Origin of the sequence: [Actinomadura] parvosata subsp. kistnae (assembly GCF_900323885.1) — a bacterium.
GTDB lineage: Bacteria > Actinomycetota > Actinomycetes > Streptosporangiales > Streptosporangiaceae > Nonomuraea > Nonomuraea composti.
Map to the genome: position 1 here is coordinate 2,154,705 of NZ_OOHJ01000018.1, position 22,459 is coordinate 2,177,163.

The window sequence follows — 22,459 nt, forward strand, 5'->3', positions numbered from 1 at the left end:
GCTACTCCTCGCCGGCGGTGCTCTCCCTGACGATCAGCCGGTGCGGCACCACGATCTCGGGTGGCGGGCCGAGCTCGCCCCTGATCGACTCCATCAGCGTGTCCACCGCCCGCCGGGCGATCTCCCCCTTGTCGGGGGCGACCGTGGTCAGGCTGGGCGTGCTGTACTGACCCTCCTCGATGTCGTCGACCCCGACCACGGCCACGTCGTCGGGGACGCGGCGACCGGCCCTGGTCAGGGCCCTGATCGCGCCGAGGGCGAGCAGGTCGTTGTAGCAGAAGACGGCGTCGGGCGGCTCGGGCAGGGCCAGCAGCCGCTCCATGGCCTCGGCGCCCAGCCGCCGGTGGAAGTGGGCGGTGGGCACGATCAGCTCGTCGTGCACCTCCAGCCCGGCGCGGGCGTGCGCCTGCCGGTAGCCGGCGGTGCGGAGCTGGGCGGTCTCGCCGGTCGCGTACGGCTGGTCGCCGATGGCGGCGACGCGGCGGCGGCCGAGCTGCAGCAGGTGGGCGGTGGCGTCGCGGGCGGCGGCGACATTGTCCATGGCGACGTGGGGGAAGCTGCCGTTGTAGATGTGCTCGCCGAGCAGCACGATCGGGACGCGGTTGCCGCGCTCGCGCAGCTCTTCGGCGGAGACGGACAGGGGGCTGAGCAGCAGGCCGTCGAACATGGTGGCCCGCGAGTCGCGCCCGAGCAGCTCGCGTTCCTTGTCGCCGTCGCCGTCGGTCTGGTCGATCATGACGACGTAGCCGTGGGCGCGGGCGGCCTTGATCACCTCGCGGGCCAGCTCGGCGAAGTACGGCACGTCCAGCTCGGGCACCACGAAGGCGATCATCCCGGTGCGGCCCTGCTTGAGGTTGCGGGCGATGAGGTTGGGGCGGTAGTCGAGCTCGTCGAGCGCCACCTGCACCCGGGCGCGCAGCTCGTCGGAGACCGGCGCGTATCCGTTGACGACGTTCGACACCGTTCGGATGGACACGTTCGCCAGTTTCGCGACGTCGCGCAGGGTTGGACCGGCCATGCGTCTCCTATACCTCCGGCTGCCGTTCTTGGGAAGATCCTAAACCTGGTCTTGCATCGTTGCAGACGAGTATGCATTATGTCTGCATCGTTGCAGAGCCTTCACAACGCCTTCCCCCGTCCGGCGAGGAGTCGAAGATGACTACATCACCCATTGGCCGCCGCGGCTTCCTCAAGGGAGCCCTCGGTGTCGGCGCGCTCGCCGCCACCGGCTCGCTGGCCGCCGCGTGCGCGGCGCCGGGCGGCACCGGCGCGCAGCCGAGCAAGCTGGCCGCGCCGGCCGCGTCCGCGTCGTCGGCCAAGGGCGAGATCACGATCTGGAACCGGTCGGGGGACCTGTTCAAGGTGTTCGACGCGGCGATCGCCAAGTTCCGCGAGGCGTACCCGAACGTCAAGGTCAACCACCAGGCCGTGGACATCGACGCCAAGCTGGCCAACACGCTGATCAGCGGCACCGACGTGCCCGACGGCAGCTTCTGGGACGACGCCAAGATCGGCGGGCAGGCCGAGCACCTCTTCGACCTGACCGACCTCATCGCGCCCTACAAGGACCGGACGTCGGCGTACAAGCTGTCGGTCAACACCGTGGACGGCAAGATCTACGGCGTCCCGTGGGACCTGGATCCGGGCCTGCTCTGGTACCGCGAGGACGTCCTCGACAAGGCGGGCATCGACCCGGCGACCCTCGCCACGTACGACGACCTGCTCAAAGCCGCGCGGACGATCAAGGAGAAGGACCCGAAGACCAAGCCCATCCACCTGGAGAAGACGCCGTTCCTCAGCCAGCTCTGGCTGGAGATGCTGGCGAACCAGCAGGGCACGAGCCTCACCGACGCCCAGGGCAAGCTGCGGCTCGACTCCGAGGAGTACCGGCGGATCTTCGCCTGGATCCAGGGCGCGGTCAAGGACGACCTCGTCACCCACGCCCCCTACCTGGAGCAGACCGACGTCAACACGCTCGACAACGGCCAGCAGGTGTTCGTGCCATGGGCGATCTGGTGGTCGTTCGCGCCGCAGCAGCTCCTCAAGAACACCAAGGGCAAGTGGCGGGCGGCGCCGCTGCCGGCGTGGACGCCGGGCGGCGCGCGCAGCGGCGCGATGGGCGGCAGCAGCTTCATCATCCCCGCCAAGGCCAAGAACCCGGAGCTGGCCTGGCTGCTGTACGAGTTCCTGTGCTTCAAAGAGCCCGGCTACACCGCCGTGTACGGCCCCAACGACGTCTACCCCGGCGGCCTGTCCACCTCCATCCCCAGCTACACCCCGGCGGCCGACCCGGCCAAGCCGCTGTTCAAGCCGATCGACGCGCTCGGCGGCCAGGACCTGTGGAAGGTCGCCGTCGAGGCCGGGGCGAGCATCCCCGCCGCCGCGCCGATCCCGTGGTGGTGGGCGCAGTCGGTCGACTACCTCGGCAACAACATGCAACGCCTGATGGAAGGCAAGATGTCCCCTGACCAAGTGATCAGCGACTCGGCCGAGAAGATTCAGAAGAACCTGATCGACCGCTCATGAGGCTGCGTTCCGTCCGGCTGACGCCGTACCTGTTCATCGCCCCGTTCTTCGCCGTCTTCGGCGCGTTCGGGCTCTACCCGCTGATCTACGCCCTGCAGCTCAGCTTCATGCGCTGGCGGGGCGGGAGCCAGGCCCGCTGGGTCGGCTTCGACAACTACCTGTACCTGCTGACCAGCCCGGAGTTCTGGTCGTCGCTCGGCAACAGCGCCGTCATGTGGCTGCTGATCGTGCCGCTGCAGATCGTCGCCGGGCTGGGCGGCGCGGTGCTGCTGGCCAACGCCAAGTTGCGGCTGCGCGGCTTCTTCCGGGTGGCGTTCATCGTGCCGTTCGTGACGCCGCTGGTGGCGATGGCGCAGGTGTGGATCGTGGTGTTCGACCAGGACTACGGCCTGGTCAACTACCTGCTCAACCTGGTGGGCCTGCCCGACGTGGCGTGGCTGACGTCCACGGCGTGGTCGAAGCCGACGCTGGCGCTGCTGTTCCTGTGGAAGACCACCGGGTTCGCGATCATCATCCTGCTCGCGGGGCTGCAGGCGGTCCCCGGCGGCGTGTACGAGGCCGCGTCACTCGACGGCGCCTCCCGCTGGCGGCAGTTCTGGTCGATCACCGTGCCGCTGGTGCGCCGCAGCATGGCCTTCCTCGTGGTCATCCAGACGCTGGCGGTCTTCCAGATGTTCACCGAGCCGCGCGTGGTCACCGAGGGCGGCCCGTACGGCTCCACCACCACCGCGGGGCTCTACCTGTACGACCACATCAACGCCTCCGACCTGGGCACCGGCGCCGCGAACTCGTTCCTGCTGGTCCTGCTGGTCTTCGGCCTGTCGCTGGTGTCGGTCAGGATGCTGCGCCCGAAGGACGAGGTCTCATGAGCCGCAACCGGCCGGGCATCGGCCAGTACGTGCTGCTGACGCTGCTCGCGATCGTGTTCCTGTACCCGATCTGGTGGGCGGTCAGCTCCTCGCTCAAACCGGCGGCCGAGATCATCGCCAGCCCGCTGTCGATCGGCGAGCTGACGCTGGACAACTACCGGGCGATGTTCGCCGACGTGCCGATCGGCACCGGGTTCCTGAACACGGCGCTGGTGCTGCTGGTCAAGGGCGGGATGACGATGGTCTTCTGCCCGCTGGCCGGCTACGCCTTCGCGAAGTACGACTTCCCGTTCAAGAACGTGCTCTTCGGCGTCGTGCTGCTGACGCTGATGCTGCCGACGCTGGTGCTGATCATCCCGCTGCTGCTGGAGATGAGCGCGCTGGGCTGGGTGAACACCTACCAGGCGCTGATCCTGCCGGGCAGCGTGGACGCGTTCAGCATCTTCTGGATGCGGCAGACGATCGCCGCCATCCCGAACGAGCTGATCGACGCGGGGCGGGTGGACGGCGCCGGCGAGTTCGGCATCTTCTACAAGGTCGTGCTGCCGGTGATCCGGCCCGGCCTGGCCGCGCTGGCCGTGCTGACCACGATGAACATCTACAACGACTTCGTCTGGCCGGTCGTCGCCGTCAACGACACCGAGCACCAGACGCTCCAGGTGGTGCTGGCCACGCTGGCGCAGAACGTCACCGGCAACCGCATCGGCGCCGACTTCGCCACCGTGTGGGGCGAGCTGCTGGCCGCCGGCAGCATCGCCATGCTGCCGCTGCTGGTGATCTTCGTCCTGCTGCAGCGCCACTTCATCAACGGAATCCTCGCGGGCAGCGTCAAGGGCTGACCCGGATCATGAAAGAGAGCACCATGGAGTACCCCCGGCCGCATTTCGACCGGTCACACGCCTGGGCCAGCCTGAACGGCGACTGGGACTTCCGGGCCGACACCGAGCGCGACTACACCCGGACCATCACCGTGCCCTTCGCCTGGGAGACCCCGGCGTCGGGCATCGAGGCGCACTGGCTGCCCCTGGCCTGGTACCGCCGCACGTTCACGGTGCCCGACGGATGGGCGGGGCAGCGGGTGGTGCTGCAGTTCGGCGCCGTGCACCACGAGGCCACCGTGTGGGTGAACGGCGTGGAGGTGGTCAGCCACCGGGGCGGTTACACGCCGTTCGAGGCCGACATCACCGACGCGCTCAAGGAGGGCGAGCAGGAGGTCGTCGTCCGGGTCTCCGCGCCGCTGGACAAGCGCGAGATTGCGCACGGCAAGCAGCGCAGCGTCCCGCGCGACGACTTCGACGGCGTCTGCTTCACGCCCTCGTCGGGCATCTGGCAGAGCGTCTGGCTGGAGGCCAGGCCGGCGACGTATGTCGCCGGCCTGAAGCTGCGGCCGTCGCAGGCGCTGGACGCCATCGAGGTCGAGGCCCGCGTCTCCGGAGACACCGACGCCACGCTCACGCTGGCGCTGCGCGGCACGGACGTGAGCGTCGAGGTGCCCGTCGTGGACGGCCGGGCCGAGGCCGTGCTCCCGGTGGCCGAGCCACGCCTGTGGTCCCCCGAAGACCCGCACCTCTACTACGTGGACGCCACGCTGACCTCGGCCGACGGCACCGACACCGTCGCCGCCTACACCGGGCTGCGCCGCATCGAGGTGATCGGCGAGGACCTGTATCTCAACGGCCGCCGCCTGTTCGTGCGCGGCGTGCTCGACCAGGGCTACTGGCCGCGCACCGGCATCACCCCGCCCGACGACGCCGCGCTGCGCCGCGACATCGAGCTGGCCGCCGCCGCCGGCTACAACCTGGTGCGCAAGCACCTCAAGCTGGAGGACCCGCGCTTCGTCCACCACGCCGACGTGCTCGGCATGCTGGTCTGGGCCGAGCCGGCCGCGACCGGCCGCTTCTCCGCCGACTCGGTGGCGGCGTTCGAGGAGCAGATCGCGCCCATGGTCGAGCGGGACGGCAACTCCCCCGCGATCATCATCTGGGGCCTCTACAACGAGGAATGGGGCCTCGACTGGGACATTCCCGGCGACCCGGCCAAGCAGCGGGCGACCGCGCAGGCGTACGACCTGCTCAAGGCGCTCGACGCGAGCCGGCCCGCCGTCGACAACTCCGGCTGGACGCACGTCAAGACGGACCTGCTCGACTGGCACTACTACGACGAGTCCGCCGCCTCCTGGGGCAGGACCGTCGCCGCGCTGCTGAACGGCGAGCAGGACGACTTCCCCGTCAAGCTCGGCCCCGACTTCGTCGTCCGCAAGAAGCTCGCCGGCCACCCCGACCAGCCGCTGCGCGGCCTGCCGAACCTCAACAGCGAGTACGGCACCGGCTTCACCTCCGTCGAGCGGGGCTGGCAGCTGCGCTGGCAGACCCAGGAGCTGCGCCGCCACGACCGCGTGGCCGGCTACGTCTACACCGAGCTGTACGACATCGAGCACGAGATGGCCGGCCTGCTCGACTTCGAGCGCCGCCCCAAGGACCTGGCCGGCGTGAACCCGGCCGACGTCAACGCCACGACCACGCTCGTGCTCGACGTGGTGCCCGTCGCGCCCGGCCGTGACCTGCTCAGCGACTCGCGCGAGGTGAGCGTGCCCGTGCGCGTCTCGCACCACGGCACCGAGCCGGTCAACGGCCACCTGCGCACCGCCTGGACCCCCGTCTTCGGCGCCGCCCCCGCCGCCTTCGACGCCGACGGCCCGTGGATCGAGGCCAAGCCGTTCCTGCTCAGCGGCGCCGCCGAGGTGCGCGCCGAGCTGCCGGCCGGCTGGACCAGCGGGCGCCTGCACGTGGCGCTGGTCAGCGACGGCGCCGTCATCGCCCGCTCCGCCCTGGACGTGGACACCCACACCGGCCCCGTCATCGGGGACGACCGCTAAGGAGAGATCAGCACGTGCGACTCACATCCCCCGCGCGGCTTCTGACCGCGTTAGCCCTGATCGCCACCAGCCTGGGAGCCCTGGCCGGACCCGCCTCCGCGGCGCCCGCCGGCCAGGTGCTCTACTCCCCGAACCTGACCGCGTTCCCCCAGGGTGACGCCAGCTACCCGAGGGCGGTCCGGCTCGACCACGACGGCTCGGCGAACGAGACGATGCTGGCCACGTTCGCCAGACGCGGCCACAACGCGCCCGCCTCGTTCCCGATCTACCGCAGCACCGACGGCGGCCGCACCTGGACGGCGAGCCCGATCTCCACCATCACCTCCCACACCCCGGGCTGGGGGATCGGCGCGCCCGTCCTGTACGAGGTGCCGCGCACCGCGAACGGCCTCAACCAGGGCGACATCCTGGCCGCCGGGACCGCCTGGGTGGAGGGCGACTACACGGCGCAGAAGGTCGAGGTGTTCAAGAGCACCGACCACGGCGTGACGTGGACGTACCTGTCGAACTGCACGCAGACCAGCGGCCTGCCCGACACGATCGGGCACGGCATCTGGGAGCCGTGGTTCCTGCTCGCCCCCAACAACACGCTGGCCTGCTTCATCTCCGACGAGCGGCCCGCGAACAGCGCCACCAACAACCAGGTCATCGGCCACTACACCTCCACGAACGGCGGCCAGACCTGGAGCTCGACGATGACGCAGGACGTCGCCTTCCCGAGCGACAACCTGGCCCGGCCGGGCATGTCGATCGTGACGGGGCTGCCGAACGGCACGTTCCTGATGGCGTACGAGCTGTGCAGGGACGCCACGGACGCCGACCACGCGTGCGAGGTCTACATCAAGACCAGCTCCGACGGCCTGAGCTGGGGCTCGGGGGCCGGCACGCTCGTGCGCACCGCCGACCAGCGGGAGCTGCTGCACACCCCGTACGTCACGTGGCTGCCCGGCGGCGGCGCCAACGGCACGCTGCTGCTGTCCGGCCAGCGCGTCGTGGCCGGGCCGACCGGCAACAAGACCGTGCTGGGCGAGTCCGGCCAGGTGCTGTTCGCCAACACCAACCTCGGCGCCGGCGCGTGGACCGAGATCGAGGCGCCCGTGCTCACCGCGCCCACCGGCGGCTACAACCCCGGCGAGCCGTCCTGCCCCGGCTACAGCTCGCCCATCGTGCCGTCGGCGAACGGCACCGGCTTCCTCTACCTGACCGCCACCCACCTGACGGGCAACCAGTGCCAGGTCAGGTACGGCCTCGGCACGCTGCCGTCGCCGGCCGTGCAGGTCGTCGGGCCCGGCGGCAAGTGCCTGGACGTCGACACCAACACCAACGCCAACGGCAACGCCGCCCAGCTCTGGGACTGCGGCGTCGCCACCGGCCAGCGCTGGTCCACGCACCCGGAGGGCAGCCTGCGCGCGTTCGGCAAGTGCCTGGACGTGGACGCGCAGGGCACCGCCAACCACACCAAGGTGCAGCTGTGGGAGTGCAACGGCAGCGGCGCCCAGAAGTGGGTGCACCGCTCGGACGGCTCCCTGTTCAACCCGCAGTCGGGCCGCTGCCTCGACGCCCCGGAGGGCGCCACGGCCAACGGCACCAAGCTGCAGATCTACGACTGCAACGGACTGTTCCCGCAGCAGTGGACGATGTGAAACTTTCACGCGTCGTCGCAGGTCAGAGGCCCTTTCAGGGCGTGACGCATTGACGTGCGCCGGGGGCGTGGCGAGCATATCGCCGCGCCCCAACCCCTTTCCGAAAGGGCACCTTCATGCACCTGCCCAAGGCCGCGACGGCCGCACTGGCCACGCTGGTCACCGCGGCCGCGGTCGCCGTCGCCGTGACCTCCACCCCCGCCTCGGCCGCGGCCGGCACGGGCACCGGATACCTGCGGACGAGCGGCAACAAGATCGTCGACAGCACCGGTGCGACGGTGCGCCTGACCGGGATCAACTGGTTCGGGATGGAGACCGACAACAAGACCTTCCACGGCCTGTGGTCCAGCAACCCGTGGAAGGGCCAGATCGACAAGATGGCCTCGCTGGGCTACAACACGCTGCGGGTGCCGTACTCCAACGACGCGCTCAAGCCCGGCGCCACCGCCACCGGCATCAACGACTACGTCAACCCCGACCTGATCGGGCTGACGCCGCTGCAGATCCTGGACAAGGTCGTCGACTACGCCGGCAGCAAGGGCATGCGGATCATCCTCGACCGCCATCGCCCCACCTCCGCCGGACAGTCCCCCCTCTGGTACGTCTCCGCCACCCCCGAGAGCACCTGGATCAACGACTGGAAGGCGCTGGCCCAGCACTACGCCGGCAACACCACGGTCATCGGCGCCGACCTGCACAACGAGCCGCACGCCGAAGGCACCAACCCGAACGCCACCGGCGCCTGCTGGGGCTGCGGCGACCAGAACCGCGACTGGCGCCTGGCCGCCGAGCGGGCCGGCAACGCCGTCCTGTCCGTCAACCCCAACTGGCTGATCTTCGTCGAGGGCGTGAGCTGCCCGAGCGGCGGCCTGTCGAACGTCTGGGACGGCGACCCGTCCAACGACGAGGACTGCGGCTGGTGGGGCGGCAACCTGACCAAGGCCGGGCAGTACCCGGTGCGGCTCAACGTGGCCAACCGGCTCGTCTACTCGCCGCACGAGTACGCCACCTCCGTCTACCACCAGTCGTGGTTCGACGCGCCCGACTACCCGGCGAACATGCCGGCCATCTGGGACAAGTACTGGGGCTACCTCTACAAGCAGAACATCGCGCCGATCATGCTCGGCGAGTTCGGCACCACGATGACCTCCAACGTGGACAAGGTGTGGCTGCAGGAGCTGATGAAGTACATGGGGACGGGGGTGAACGGGATGTCGTTCACGTACTGGTCGTGGAACCCCAACTCCGGTGACACCGGCGGCATCGCCAACGACGACTGGACCACCATCAACCAGGCCAAGCAGGACATCCTGCAGCCGTACCTGATCCCGCCCGTGGGCGGTGGCGGCTCCACCACGACGCCCCCCGTCACTCCTCCTCCCGGGCAGTGCACGGTCACCTACAAGGAGACGAACTCCTGGCAGGGCGGCTTCCAGGGCGAGCTGACCGTCAAGAACACCGGCACCTCCACCCTCTCCGGCTGGAGCGCCACCTGGACGTTCCCGTCGGGGGTGACGCTCAACAACGGCTGGAACGCGGTCGTCACGCAGTCGGGCACGACCTGGACCGCCAAGGGCCCCGACTGGTCGAAGAACCTGGCGCCGGGCGCGTCGGTGGCGGTCGGCTTCACCGCCAACGGGCCCAGCAGCCAGCCCGCGGGAGCCACCTGCTCCTGACCCTCCGGACCGAGCGCCCGTCCCCGCGATTCCTGACCGAGCACCGCGGGGACGGGCGCTCGCACGTCGTCACGCGAAGGGCTCGGCGAGGCGGTGCTCGCACGTCGTCAGGCGAACGGCTGGGCGAGGCGGTGCTCGCACGTCGTCAGGCGAACGGCTGGGCGAGGCGGTGCTCGCACGTCGTCAGGCGAACGGCTGGGCGAGGTGGTCGAGGGTCTCGTTCATGACCTCGCGCAACGTGCGGGCCTCGTGCTCCTCCGTCCACAGGTGTGTGGACACCCGCAGCCCCACCAGGAAGGCCGCCGCCAGCACCCGCCCCGGCACCGCGCTCTTTCGCCCCGCGACGGCCTCGGCCAGGTCGCGTTCGAGCGCCGCGTGGTTGGCGAGCTGGCGGGCCAGGAGCGAGGGGTGGCGCTTGGCGAGGCGGGTGCGCAGCGCCCACTCGCGCTCGGGCTCTCCCAGCTCCCGGTGCAGGTCCTCGATGGAGGCCCGCAGCGCCTGCCAGGCCGTCAGCCCCTCGGGCTGGGCGCGCACCTGCTCCACCAGGGCCCGGATGCGCTGCTCCTCGCCGTAGAGGAGCGCGTCCTCCTTGCCGGAGAAGTAGTTGGAGAACGTGCGGCGGGAGATGTTGGCGGCGTCGGCGATCGCCTCGACGGTGACGGCGTCGAGGCCGTGCTCGACCACGAGCCGCAGGGCCGCCTCGTGCACGGCCTGCCGGGTCTCGGCCTTCTTGCGTTCCCGCAGCCCCACGGTGGTCTCCATGATGGGCCCAGCCTACCTGCGGCAGGCGTGCGAGCCCCGGCTGCGGTCAGGGCTCGCACAAGATCATTATCCCTCATCAAGATCATGTACGGGACACGAAACGCGGATCTGACGAACCGATCCGACAGGCGATGGACGAAACAGTGAGAAGCCAGCACACTCGCGAGGTGAATGGAGAGAACCTGCCACTGTTACGGAGACCCCGATGGCAAGCCTGGCTTCTCCTGCGCTGGTCGGGCGCGACGCCCCCCTGCGATTACTCATCGGCGCCATCACCTGCCCGCCCGCCGTCATCCAGGTGCAGGGCGAGGCGGGGATCGGCAAGACCAGCCTCGTCCGAGCCGCGATCGGCCCGCTCACCGAAGCGACCGTGCTGATCGGGCACTGTCACCAGATCCGCGAGCCGTTCCCGTACGGGCCCGTGTTCGACGCGCTGCGGCACGTCGCGGCCGCCCTGCCCGAGCGCGACCGGCTCAGCCCCGTCACCGGGGCGCTGCGCGGCTACCTGCCCGAGCTGGCCGGGCACCTGCCGCCCGCGCCCACCCCGCCGCCCATGGGCGACCCGCGCGCCGAGCGGCACCACCTCTTCCGCGCCGTGCACGCCCTGCTCGGCGCCGCCGGGCCCGTCGTGCTCGTCGTCGAGGACCTGCACTGGGCCGACGACGGCACCCGCGACCTGCTGCGTTTCCTCACCGACCAGCCGCCCGAGGGGCTGGCGCTCGTCGTGACGTTCCGGCGGGAGGACCTGCCGGTGCCGGGGCTGCCCTTCGGGCACGCCTACCGGCGCACGCCCGGCGTGCGCAGCGAGGTGATCTCGCTGACCCCGCTCGACGTCGAGGACGTGCGCAGCCTCGCCGGAACGCTGCTCGCGTCGGCGCCTGACGGGCCTTCCGGGCCGGCCGCGCTCACTGGGATCTCCGGGAGCTCCGGGATCTCCGCGGCCTTCGCCCGCAAGCTGCACGAGCGGACGGCCGGGGTGCCGTTCGTGATCGAGGAGGTCGTGCGCTCCCTCCTCGACGGCGAGGGCCGCCTGCCCGAGCCCGAAGCGCTCGACCGGATGGGCGTGCCCGTGCTGCTGCGCGAGGCCATGGCAGAACGCCTCACCGGCCTGTCGCCGGCCGCCCTGCACGCCGTCCACGCCGCCGCCGTCCTGCGGCTCCCCGCGGACGAACCGCTCATCAACGCCGTCTCGGGCGGATCCGGGCTCAGCGAGGCGCTGCAGGCCGGCGTGCTGCGCGAGCAGCCCGACGGCCTGTACGGCTTCCGCCACGCCCTCGCCCAGCAGGCCGTCTACGACGCCATCCCCGGCCCCGACCGCCGGCTCGCGCACCGCCGCGCCATGGCCGCCCTGGCCGCGCTGGACCCGCCGCCCCTCGTCCAGCTCGCCCACCACGCCCGCCACGCCGGCGACGTCGCCGCCTGGCAGCGGCACGGCGCCGCCGCCGCCGACCACGCCGCCGCCATCGGCGACATCCCCCTCGCCGTCGAGCTGCTGGACGGTCTGCTCGCCGACCCCAACCTGCCCACGCAGGCGCGCGGCCCGCTGGCGCTGCGGCTCAGCCGCGTCGCCGCCATCGGCCTGTCGCACCGCCGCGTCGTCCGCATCCTGCGCCACCTCCTGTCCGACGACTTCCTCTCCCCCCGGGTACGCGGCGAGGCCCGGCTCAACCTCGGCGTCCTGCTGTCCAACCAGGCCGGCGCGATCACCGCCGGCCGCCAGGAGATCCTCGCCGCCCTCCCCGACCTGGCCGACAGCCCCTCGCTGGCCGCCCGCGGCCTGGCCCTGCTGGCCATGCCCGTGTGGGGCGGCGAGCCGCTGGCCATGCACGAGGAATGGATGACCCAGGCGGAGAAACTGCTGGCGGAGGGCCAGGACCCGGAGCTGACCGCCGCCGTCCAGGCCAACAAGGTCAGCATGGCCATGCTGGTCGGCTCGCCCGACGCGTTCGAGCTGGCCGGCACGCTGCCGGTCAACGACCCGTCCACCGCCGTACGCCGCCAGGTGGCCCGCGGCTACTCCAACCTGTACGACGCCGCGCTCGCCCTCGGCCACTACGCCGCCGCCGGGAGGTTCGCCGAGCGCAGCAGGCGCGTCGCCGAGGAGACCGGCGCCCTGTACCCGGCATTCCTGGTCGAGATGTCGTCGATCCGGCTCGACCTGCTCACCGGCCGCTGGGACGGGCTGCGCGAGCGGGCGCTGGCCGCCGTCGAGATGACGTACGAGGCGCCGCTGCTGGCCGTCGAGGCCCGGCTCGCGCTCGGCGTCCTGGCCCTGGCCAGGGGCGAGTGGGACGAGGCCGGCGAGCACCTGGAGGCGGCCGGCGTGCGCGACCTCGACTCCGGGTTCCTGCCGGTCGCCGTCGCCGGGTCGAGCGGGCTTGTCGAGCTGCACCTGACCAGGGGCGCCCTGGAGCCCGCGCTGGCGGCGGCCGACCTCGCGGTGACCCGGCTGCGGCGCAAGGGGGTGTGGGTGTGGGGCGACCAGCTCGTCCCCGCGGCCGTCACCGCGCTGCTCAAGGCCGGGCGGTCGGAGGCGGCGGCCGGGCTGGTCGCCGAGTTCGCGGCCGGCATCGAGGGCAGGAACGCGCCGTCCGCGCACGCCGGGCTCGACCTGGCCCGGGGCGCCCTGGCCGGCGCCGCGGGCGCCTGCGACGAGGCCGCCCGCCGCTACGCGCGGGCGCGGGCCGCGTACCTCGCGATGCCCCGCCCGTATACGGCGGCACGGACCGCCGAGCTGGAGGCGGGCGCGCGGCTCACCCTCGCGGACCAGGACCGGACCACCCAGCGCGACCGCGCCGCCGACCGGGATCGAAGCGGCCAGCGGGAGCGCGCCATCGACCGCGAGCCGGGCGGTCAGCGGGAGCGGGCCGCCGATCTGATCGCGGAGGCCGCCGAGCGGTATGCGGTGCTCGGGGCGACGCATGACGCGGCCCGGTGCCGGCGGCTGCTGCGCGAGCTGGGGCCCGGGCGGCCCCCGCGCGGCGGAGCAGGAGGGGCGGCGGCGGGGTGTTGTCGCCGCGCGAGAGCGAGGTGGCCAGGCTGGTCGCGCTGGGCCGGACGAACAGGGAGATCGCCGAGGTGCTGTTCCTGTCGCAGCGCACGGTGGACACGCACGTGGCCCGCGTGCTGCAGAAGCTCGGCGTGCGCACGCGGGCGGAGGTGAGAGAGCCCCGGCCGGAGCACCGGCCGGGGCCCGTCACCCCCGAGTCCTGAGAGGGAAGCGGCTAGACCGTGATGCTCCACGAGTCGAGGTAGCCGGTGTCACCGGAGTAGACGTCCTCGATGTCGAGCACCCACGTGCCGGCCGCCTGCTGGCTCACCGGGACGGAGAACGTCCTGGTGCCGTACGGGGTGCAGGTCGTGCCGCCGTACCGGTCGACCGCGTACCAGGTGCCGTTGGGCCCGCGCAGCCAGATGTCGAGGTCCTCCGCGCACGTGTGGCTGATCGTGATGGACAGCCGGACCGGCGAGGTCGCGGTGCCCGTCGCGGTGGAGGTGATCGAGCTCTGGGTGTTGGCGTAGTCCTGGATCGGGTAGTCGGTGTCGTTGGTGAACGTCCGGCCGCCCGAGGTGCCCTGGACGGTCAGCGCGTACGTCGTCGTGTGCGTGGCCGTCTCGCCGGTGCCGGTCACCGTGACGGTGTAGTTACCGGCGGGGGTGGTGGGCGCGGTCGTGATGGTCAGCGTGGACGACCCGCCGGAGGTCACCGAGGCCGGGTTGAAGGTGGCGGCGGCCCCGGACGGCAGCCCGCTCGCCGACAGGTTCACGGTCTGGGCGGTGCCGGCCGTGGTGCTGGTGCCGATGGTGGAGGTGGCTGACGAGCCGGCCTGGACGGTGCCGCTCGCCGGGTTCGCCGTCACCGAGAAGTCGCGGGTGGGCGGGGTGCCGCCGACCGCCTGCTTCCAGATGGCGTACATGGCCGCGTCGGCCGCCCGGTCGAGGACGGTGTCGTTGATGTTGCTGGTGGTGTCGCAGGCGGAGTGGTAGCAGGAGTCGTACGCGCGCCCCGCCGTGCCGCCCCACTTGGCCGCCTGCGCCGAGGTCTTGGTGGCGCTGGCGCCGGCGGCGACGCCGGAGCTGGCGATGCCGGCGTTGCGGAAGGAGGCGTCGTCGGAGCGGTTGGCGCCTTCGACGTTCTCCTCGGGCTGCAGGCTCAGCCGGTCGTAGAACTCCTTCAGGTACGCGGCCCCGGTGGTGTTGATGTTGTTGATGAAGTAGCCGCCGTTGGTGGAGCCGGTCATGTCGTAGTTGTAGTAGACCTGGATCCGCGACCGCTCGGTGGAGCTGAGCGAGGCCACGTAGTACTCCGAGCCGTTGAGCCCCTGCTCCTCGTCCGTCCACCAGCCGAACCGCACGTGCTTGGCCAGCGTCGGGTTGCGCTGCGCGAGGGTCAGCGCGACCTCGAGGAGGTTGGCCGAGCCTGAGCCGTTGTCGTTGATGCCGGGCCCGGCGGCCACGCTGTCGAGGTGCGCGCCCGACATGATGACCTGGTTGGCGTCGCCTCCGGGCCAGTCGGCGATCAGGTTCGGGCCCGCGCCGCTGCTGCAGTAGGAGGTGGTGCAGCTCTGCCTGGTCACGGTGTAGCCGGCCGCGCGCAGCTTCTCCTCGATGTACGACACCGACTGCAGGTAGCCGTTGCCCGTGGAGCGGCGGGTGCCGCCGTTCGCGGTGGCGATCGACTGGAGCTGCGTCAGGTGCGCCTTGACGTTGGTGAGGCTGACGTCCGGCGGGTCACCGGGGTTCGGCCCCTGGCCCACCGTGAGCGTGTAGGTGGCGCTGTGCGAGGTCGTGCCGGCGCCGGTCACGGTGATCGGGTACGTGCCCTGCGGCGTGGCCGAGCCGGTCCGCACGGTCATCGTGGCGGAGCCGCCCGAGGTCACCGACGTGGGGCTGAAGGTCACCGTCGTCCCGGACGGCGCGCCGGAGGCCGACAGGGTCACCGTCTGCGCGCTGCCCGACGTCGTCTGCGTGTTCACCGTGGCCGTGACCTGCTGGCCGGGCGTCGCGCTGCCGGACGACGGGTTGAGCGTCAGCGAGAAGTCGTTGTTGCCCGGAGTGCCGCACGCGGGCTCGCCCGACGTCGCCGCCACGCTCACCGCGCTCCACGCGGCCTTGGTGGTGTTGCACTCCGCGCTGTTCGCGCCGAACAGCTCGACGGCGGCCGCGACCGAGGCGGCGCGCACGTTCGTGTACCGCCACGACGAGGTCTTCCTGCCGAGCGCGCCCATGAAGATCTTGCCGGCGTTCTGGATGCCGACGCCGGTGACCGACGAGGGCCCGCCGGAGCAGATCGGGCTGGACGGCTTGCCGCCGCCCGGGTTGTTGCCCTCGGCCAGCAGGTAGAACCAGTGGTTCAGCGGGCCCGCCGCCGCGTGCACCTCGGTGTTCGGGATCGAGGATGACCAGCAGTTCGGGTCGCCGAGCGCGCCCGGGTTGTACATGTTCCTGATCGGCCCCTGCCCGACCAGGTTGACCTCCTCGCCGACCAGGTAGTCCGGCGGGTCGTTGGGGTTGTTCGCGTAGTGCTCGGTGAGCGCGCCGAAGATGTCGCCGGTGCCCTCGTTGATGCCGCCGTTCTCGTTGCCGGAGCCGGCGCCGCCCGGCGTGGTCTGGAAGATCGCGTGCCCGAACTCGTGGGCCACCACGTCGATCGGGGTCGCCTGCTGCGTGTTGGCCTGGTTGTGGCCGAAGTTCGTGTAGCTGCCGTTCCAGTACGCGTTCACGTCGGCCAGCCCGACCCTGGCGGGGAAGCCGCGGCCGCTGCCGTTGATGCCGTTGCGGCCCAGCCAGTCACGCAGCATGTCCCACTCGCGCTGCACGCTGTAGAGGGCGTCCACGCACGCCGTCTCCAGGTTGGTGCCGGAGCCGTTGCCCCACGCGTCGTCCGTGCCGGTGTAGGCGCTGCCGCTCTGCCCGCCGCACTGGATGCCCGGCCTGGAGGAGTCCGTCATCGAGTACGAGCTGCCGGACCCGCTCGTGCCGATCGTCACCTGGCCGTAGTAGTAGCCGTTGCCGGTGCCGGCGCGGACGAGGTCGTAGGAGTCGGCGACCTTCCCGGTCCGCGCGTCCACGAACACGTGCTGGATGCTCGGCTTCCCGGCCGCCACGCCGCTGACCACGGCCTCCCACGCCAGCCGGGGCCGCTCGCCCCAGGCCAGCACGACCAGGCGCGGCTCCGCCGTGTCGTCCACCCGCTCCAGCTTCGTCCTCGCGACCTCGGTGGCGCGGCCGGCGGTGATCGCGGCCCTGGTCGACAGGCCGCGCGGGCTCGGCCCCGACGCCGCCGCCGTGTCCCTGACGTGCCCCGCCGCGTCGGTGACCACGACGGCGTCGCCGCCGACCACGGGCAGCCCCTTGTACGTACGCTCGTACGCCACGTAGAACATGTCACTCGCGCCCGGCGTCACCGAGACCCTGCTGTAAGCCTCGTCCGGACCCCTGGTCAGCTCGTCCACCTGGCTGGCGACGGCCTTGTCCGCCACCGCCGCCGCGAGCGAGGCGGGATCGGCCGCCGCCGCGACGCTCTCCTGAGATTTGGCCGCTCCGGGAGGGGCGGCGTGCGCGGGTGAGACGACGGTCGCGGCCGTGGCGATGCCGACGACCGCGGCGAGTAAGGCTGTGCGTTTCACGGCTGTCTTGCTCCTTTCGGCGCTTTCCCTGGGCCGCCGCGCGCTGGTGGGCGCGCGGCGGCCCGCGCGTGACCCGGGGTCTCCTGGGTTCGCGCCGGCGTCAGGGAAATGGGGGGTGATGGGGGGTGCTTGGAGGATGACGAGCGGGCCGTTTCGCCTTGATGCCGCCCGACGCTAAGCCCTCAGTGACGGCGGGAAAATACGTATGTGCATCGGTAGGCATACCGATAATTCCGTTTCGCCAGGTGAGGTGGGGGACAATCGGGGGCGTGCAGTTCGGTGTCCTCGGTCCGCTCGCCGTATGGGACGCCGACGGGGGCCCGGTCACCGTCGGCGGGCCCCGGCCGCGCGCCCTGCTGGCCATGCTGCTGCTCGACGCCGGACGGCTGGTCAGCGTCGAACGGCTCATCGACGGCCAGTACGGCGACCGGCCCCCGACCGGCGCGGCCAACGCCGTCCAGGCGCAGGTGTCCCGGCTCAGGCGGCACCTGCCCGCCGGCCTCATCGAGTTCCACGGCACCGGCTACCGGCTGGCCACCGAGCCCGACACCGTCGACGCCCACCGCTTCGAACGGCTGACCCGCGAAGGGCGCCGCCTGCTCGCCGCCGGGCTGCCCGCCCAGGCCGCCGCGCTGCTGCGGGAAGCGCTCGCGCTGTGGCGCGGCCCCGCCCTCGCCGACGTCGCCGGCGCGCCCTTCGCGCAGCCGCAGGCCGTGCGGCTGGAGGAGCTGCGGCTCACCGCCACCGAAGACCTGTACGAGGCCGAGCTGTCACTCCCCGACGCCCGGCCCGCCGCCGGGCTGCGCGAGCTGGTCGCCGCCCATCCCCTGCGCGAACGGGGCCGCGAGCTGCTCATGCGGGCCCTGCACGCGGCGGGGCGGCAGGCCGAGGCGCTGGCGGCGTACGAGGAAGGGCGGCGGCTGCTCGCCGACGAGCTCGGCGCCGACCCGTCACCCTCGCTCGCCGCCCTGCACCTTGCGATCCTGCGCGGTCACCCCGACCCGGGCGGTCCGCCCGCGCGGCCCCCCGCCGTCCGGACGGGCGTGCCCGCGCAGCTCACCAGCTTCGTGGGGCGCGAGGACGAGCTGGCCCGGCTGGCCGCGCTGGGCTCGGCCCGGCTGGTCACCATCGTGGGGCCGGGCGGCACCGGCAAGACCCGCCTCGCCATCGAATCCACCACCCACCGCCCGGCACTCTCACGCCCGGCCGGACCACCCGCCACCGGGCCGGTGCCGACACAGCGCGCCTCCGCTCAGGGAGCGCTGCCCGGTGCGGGCGGCGCGCCGATCCCGCCGGACGATGGGGCTCGGGCCGCCGGTGCGGTGGCGTTCGTGGACCTGTCGCTCGTGGACGGGCCGAGGGAGGCCGTGGCGAGCGGGGTACGCGGCACGTCGGTGGACGGGCAGGTGGCGCACGTCGTGCTCGGGGCGCTCGGGCTTCGGGAGCCGGCGCTCAGGCCGGCCGCCGCCGGTGGGCCCGATCCGGTGGAGCGGTTGGTCGCCGCGCTGGCCGGGCAGGAACTGCGGCTCGTCCTCGACAACTGCGAGCACGTCATAGACGAGGCCGCCACGCTGGCCCGGCGCCTGCTCGCCCAGTGCCCCGGCGTGACGATCCTGGCCACCAGCCGGGAGCCGCTGGGGATCACCGGCGAGCACATCGTCCCGCTCTCGCCGCTGCCCACCCCGCCGCCCGACGCGCGGGACCCGTTGAGCTACCCGGCGGTCCGGCTGTTCGCCGACCGGGCGGCGGCCGTGCGGCAGGGGTTCGCGCTCGACCCCGGCAACCTGGACGCGGTGCTGCGGATCTGCGCCGCGCTCGACGGGCTGCCGCTGGCGATCGAGCTGGCGGCGGCGCGGGTGCGCACGTTCGGGGTGGCGGAGATCGCCGACCGGCTGGCCGAGCACGGCCGCTTCCGGCTGCTGTCGCGCGGCGACCGCACCGCCGCCGCCCGCCACCAGACGCTGCACGCGGTGGTGGAGTGGAGCTGGAGCCTGCTCGGGCCGGCGGAGCAGGCGCTGGCCAGGCGCCTGTCGGTGTTCACGGGCGGCGCGACGCTGGAGGCGGCCGAACGCGTCTGCGGCGCGGCCGGCCCGCCTGGGCAGCCCGGGGACCTGACATCCGGCGGGACGTGGACGGATGCGACCGGCGGGACGTGGACGGATCCGAGCGGCGGGGCGTGGGCGGATCCGACCGGCGGGACGTCGGCGGATGCGACCGGCGGGACGTGGACGGACCTGGCCGACGGGCTGGCGGATCTGGTGGACAAGTCGCTGGTCGAGACCGACGGCGAGCGTTACCAGATGCTCGACACCATCCGCCTGTTCTGCCTGGAGCGGCTGGCGGAGGCGGGCGAGGAGGAGCGGCTGCGGCAGGCGCACGCCGCGTGGTTCCTGGAATTCGCGGCGAACGCGCACGACCACCTCTACCGCCGCGAGCAGCTCGACTGGCTGGCCCGGCTGTCCGCCGACAACGCCAACCTGCAGTCGGCGCTGCGCTGGAGCGTCGAGCACGACCCGCCGACGGCGTGGCGGCTGGTGGGCACGCTGGGCATGTACTGGTGGCTGACCGGGCGGCGCGGCGAGGCCACCCGGCACGCCGAACGCCTCCTCGACGGCACCGGCGGCACGCCGCCCGCCGATCTGGAGGAGGAGTACGTGCTGGCGGTGCTGCACGCCGTGCCCGACACCGGGTCGCCGCACTGGGCGCGGGCGAAGAAGATCGTCGCGTCGCTGGAGCGACCGATGCGCTACCGGTTCGGGGTGGCGCTGTGGGGCATGATCGCGGGCCCGCCCGACGGCGGGGTGCCGACGGATCGGACCAGCGAGCTGGTACTCAGCTCGGATCCCTGGAGCCGGGCGCTCGACCGGCTCGGCATCGCGCTGATGCTGCTGCACAGCGGCCGGATCGCCGACGCCGAGGCCGGGATGGACCGGGTGCTGGCGGCCTTCCGCGCGCTGGGCGAGCGGTGGGGCATGGGGCAGGCGTTCGACTGGCTGGCCCTGATCGCGAGCTGGCGCGGCGACTGGCGGCGGGCGATGGAGCTGTGGGACCGGGCCCTCGCCCTGTTCGCGGAGCTGGGCGCGCTCGACGAGCTGGCGGACGTCCTGAGCAGGCGGGCCAACGCGCACTGGCGGGCGGGCGACCCCGTCGCCGCGCGGGCCGACATCGAGCGGGCCGGCGAGCTGGAGCGGCGGCTGGGGCGGCCGGAGCTGATGGCCTGGGTGCAGCTCCAGCTCGGGGACATCGCGCGGCTCCAGGGCGACCTTCCCGAGGCGGAGCGGCGGCTGGAGGCGGCGCTGTCCGGCTCGGAGACCGGCGCCTTCACGGCCGGCGGGATGAGGTCCCGCGTCCACACCGCCCTGGCCCGCCTGGCCGCCGCCCGGGGCGACGTGGAGCGGGCCGCCCGCCTGCACGCTCAGGCGCTGGCGATCGCGCTGGACTCCCCGCTGGCCAACGACGTGGCCGAGGTCGCGGAGGGCCTGGCCGCCCACGCACTCCACCAGGCGACCCGGGCGGCCGGCGACGCGGATCGGGCGGTTGGGGACGCGGGCCGGGCGTCGCGGGAGGCGGGTGAGCGGGCGGCGTTGTTGCTCGGGATCGGGGCGGCCGTGCGCGGCATGGCCGTGGCCGGGGATCGGGACGTGGCCGCGACCGCCGCCGGCGCCACGCGGGTGCTCGGCCCTGAGGGGTTCGCGGCGGCGTACGCGAAGGGCGTGGCGCTGACTCGCGAGGAGGCCCTGACCACACTGCGCGCGGCGGCGAGCTGAGGCAGCCCGCCGACGCGGCGCCCTGAGTCGGCGGGCCGAGTCGGCGGGCTGAGTCGGCGGGCTGACAGGGCCGTGCCGGGTTGTCAGTGGGTCGTCGTCCCGCTGTCAGCGGTGCTCGCGAAGCTCCCTGACATGCGAAACGTTCTCATTTCCGGCGCCGGCATCGGCGGCCCCGCCCTCGCCTACTGGCTCACCCGTCACGGCTTCCAGGTCACCGTCGTCGAGAAGGCGCCCGCCCTGCGCCCCGGCGGGCAGGCGGTGGACTTCAAGGGCGAGACCCACCTGACCGTGCTGCGCCGCACGGGCATCCTGGACGACGTGCGCCGCCTCCAGACCGGCGGCACCGACCAGGAGATCGTGGACGCGAACGGCCGCAGGCTGGCGCTCCTGCCCGGCGCGTTCACCGCCGGCGACCTGGAGATCAGGCGCGGCGACCTGGCCAGGATCCTGTACGAGCGCTCGGCCCCCCACTGCGAGTACGTCTTCGGCGACTCGATCACCTCGCTCACCGAGACCCCCGGCGGCGTCCAGGTCACCTTCGAGCGCACCGCGCCCCGCACGTACGACCTGGTCGTGGGCGCCGACGGCATCCACTCGAACGTGCGCCGCCTCGTCTTCGGCCCCGAGTCCGACTATGTCCGGCATCTCGGCTACTACTACGCGCTGGCCGACGTCGAGGGGGACTTCGGCCCGATGCCGCAGATGTACAACGAGCCGGGCAGGATGGTGGCGACGGGCGGGCCGAAGGCGCCGGCGTTCTTCGTCTTCGCCTCCGGGCCGCTGACCTACGACCGCTACGACGGCGAGCAGCAGAAGGCGGTGCTGGCGCGGGCGTACCAGGGCATGGGCTGGCAGACGGCGCGCATCATCGAGGCGGTGCGCCGCTCCGGCAGCGTGTACCTCGACTCGATCAGCCAGGTGCGGATCGACCGCTACACCCAGGGCCGGGTGGCGCTGCTCGGCGACGCGGGGTACGGCAACACGCTGGGCGGGTTCGGGTCGGGCCTGGCGCTGGTGGGCGCGTACGTGCTGGCGGGCGAGCTGGCGGCGGCGGGCGGCGAGCACCGGGCGGCCTTCGCCGCGTACGAGCGGCTGTTCAAGCAGTACGCCAGGATCGCCAGGAACGGCAACGCCGGCCCCTTCCTCGCGCCCCCGACGGCGGCCCGCATCCGGATGCGCAACTGGATGTTCAGGTCGAGCCTGCTCATGGGCCTGATGACGAAGATGGGCGACAAGTACGCCTCGGACATCGCGCTCAAGTCGTACTGACCGGCCGGCCCTCTATACCGGAGGGCGCCGTCTCCGTCAAGGGCATTCGACCCTGATACCTGTCCGGTAGGTGAGCCGCCGACTCCTCCCCATGGCGTACGGAATTACCGCCGCATGACCGATGCGCTCCGGGGCCCGGCCTGTGCATCCTGGTGGGGACGGGTCCGGCGCGGGGCTCGTTCCGGACCTGGAGAGGAGTCACGAGGGCATGGACAACGCGGCAGGCCGCCCTACCGTGATCTTGGACAACGGCGTCGTGGGCCGGGTCATGCTGGCCCATCCGTCCCGGCGCGACCTGGTGCTCGTGCTCGGCATGGACGGCACCCTGCTGAGTTGTGAGCTCGACGACATCGCCTGCGTGGTCGGCGGCACGCCCCTCTGCCGCGACGGCTGATCTTGAGGTGCCCGTGAAAGCCGCCGCGACGGCTGACCCCGGGGTGCCT

At 72.4% G+C, this 22,459-nt stretch carries 13 protein-coding genes and 1 pseudogene; 11 read left to right on the forward strand and 3 right to left on the reverse strand.

What is annotated here, in order from left to right:
- Position 1: 1 nt before the first annotated feature.
- Complete coding sequence (locus tag KIS93_RS29955; RefSeq protein ID WP_080044496.1) at positions 2–1,018, reverse strand: LacI family DNA-binding transcriptional regulator; 1,017 nt, start codon at positions 1,016–1,018, stop codon at positions 2–4.
- A gap of 137 nt (positions 1,019–1,155) precedes the next feature.
- Between KIS93_RS29955 and KIS93_RS29960 the strand changes: the two genes are divergently transcribed.
- From KIS93_RS29960 to KIS93_RS29985, 6 genes are all read left to right on the forward strand, one after another.
- Positions 1,156–2,526 (forward strand): ABC transporter substrate-binding protein, encoded by a 1,371-nt coding sequence (locus tag KIS93_RS29960; protein ID WP_080044495.1) that lies wholly within the window; start codon positions 1,156–1,158, stop codon positions 2,524–2,526.
- The gene (locus KIS93_RS29965; RefSeq protein ID WP_080044494.1) at positions 2,523–3,395 is read left to right on the forward strand and encodes a carbohydrate ABC transporter permease; all 873 of its coding nucleotides are present in this window, start codon (positions 2,523–2,525) and stop codon (positions 3,393–3,395) included. Before KIS93_RS29960 ends, KIS93_RS29965 begins: the two co-directional genes overlap by 4 nt.
- A complete protein-coding gene (locus KIS93_RS29970) occupies positions 3,392–4,234 on the forward strand; it encodes a carbohydrate ABC transporter permease (RefSeq protein WP_080044493.1) in 843 nt (280 codons plus the stop codon). The genes KIS93_RS29965 and KIS93_RS29970 overlap by 4 nt, the downstream gene beginning before the upstream one ends.
- Positions 4,235–4,257: 23 nt before the next feature.
- A complete protein-coding gene (locus KIS93_RS29975) occupies positions 4,258–6,270 on the forward strand; it encodes a glycoside hydrolase family 2 protein (protein ID WP_222107660.1) in 2,013 nt (670 codons plus the stop codon).
- Positions 6,271–6,284: 14 nt separating this feature from the next.
- Positions 6,285–7,913 carry a sialidase family protein gene (locus KIS93_RS29980; protein WP_080044491.1) on the forward strand — a complete coding sequence of 543 codons (1,629 nt, stop codon included), beginning with the start codon at positions 6,285–6,287 and terminating at the stop codon, positions 7,911–7,913.
- Positions 7,914–8,029: 116 nt separating this feature from the next.
- On the forward strand, positions 8,030–9,589 hold the full coding sequence (locus KIS93_RS29985) for a cellulase family glycosylhydrolase (RefSeq protein ID WP_080044490.1): 1,560 nt from the start codon (positions 8,030–8,032) through the stop codon (positions 9,587–9,589).
- A gap of 183 nt (positions 9,590–9,772) precedes the next feature.
- Here the strand turns inward: KIS93_RS29985 and KIS93_RS29990 are convergent, their stop codons facing one another.
- Positions 9,773–10,351: a TetR/AcrR family transcriptional regulator gene (locus tag KIS93_RS29990; protein WP_080044489.1), complete on the reverse strand. Its 579-nt coding sequence runs from the start codon at positions 10,349–10,351 to the stop codon at positions 9,773–9,775.
- A 205-nt stretch (positions 10,352–10,556) separates the two neighbouring features.
- Here KIS93_RS29990 and KIS93_RS65780 point away from each other — a divergent pair.
- Both KIS93_RS65780 and KIS93_RS63650 read left to right on the forward strand, forming a co-directional pair.
- A pseudogene (locus KIS93_RS65780) lies at positions 10,557–11,012 on the forward strand (AAA family ATPase); the annotation flags it as partial.
- 2,369 nt (positions 11,013–13,381) lie between these two features.
- Positions 13,382–13,564 (forward strand): helix-turn-helix domain-containing protein, encoded by a 183-nt coding sequence (locus KIS93_RS63650; RefSeq protein WP_246005382.1) that lies wholly within the window; start codon positions 13,382–13,384, stop codon positions 13,562–13,564.
- Positions 13,565–13,575: 11 nt separating this feature from the next.
- On the opposite strand, the gene KIS93_RS30000 is transcribed toward KIS93_RS63650, so the two are convergent.
- On the reverse strand, positions 13,576–16,980 hold the full coding sequence (locus KIS93_RS30000) for a M28 family peptidase (RefSeq protein WP_080044487.1): 3,405 nt from the start codon (positions 16,978–16,980) through the stop codon (positions 13,576–13,578).
- 269 nt (positions 16,981–17,249) lie between these two features.
- Here KIS93_RS30000 and KIS93_RS65785 point away from each other — a divergent pair, with 269 nt between their 5' ends.
- The 3 genes from KIS93_RS65785 to KIS93_RS30025 all read left to right on the forward strand — a co-directional run bounded on the left by KIS93_RS65785 (position 17,250) and on the right by KIS93_RS30025 (position 22,410).
- On the forward strand, positions 17,250–20,747 hold the full coding sequence (locus tag KIS93_RS65785) for an AfsR/SARP family transcriptional regulator (protein ID WP_230465733.1): 3,498 nt from the start codon (positions 17,250–17,252) through the stop codon (positions 20,745–20,747).
- A 132-nt stretch (positions 20,748–20,879) separates the two neighbouring features.
- Positions 20,880–22,016, forward strand: a complete 1,137-nt coding sequence (locus KIS93_RS30020; RefSeq protein ID WP_080044485.1) for an FAD-dependent monooxygenase — start codon at positions 20,880–20,882, stop codon at positions 22,014–22,016.
- A 208-nt stretch (positions 22,017–22,224) separates the two neighbouring features.
- On the forward strand, positions 22,225–22,410 hold the full coding sequence (locus KIS93_RS30025) for a hypothetical protein (protein ID WP_080044484.1): 186 nt from the start codon (positions 22,225–22,227) through the stop codon (positions 22,408–22,410).
- The last annotated feature ends 49 nt before the right edge of the window (positions 22,411–22,459 follow it).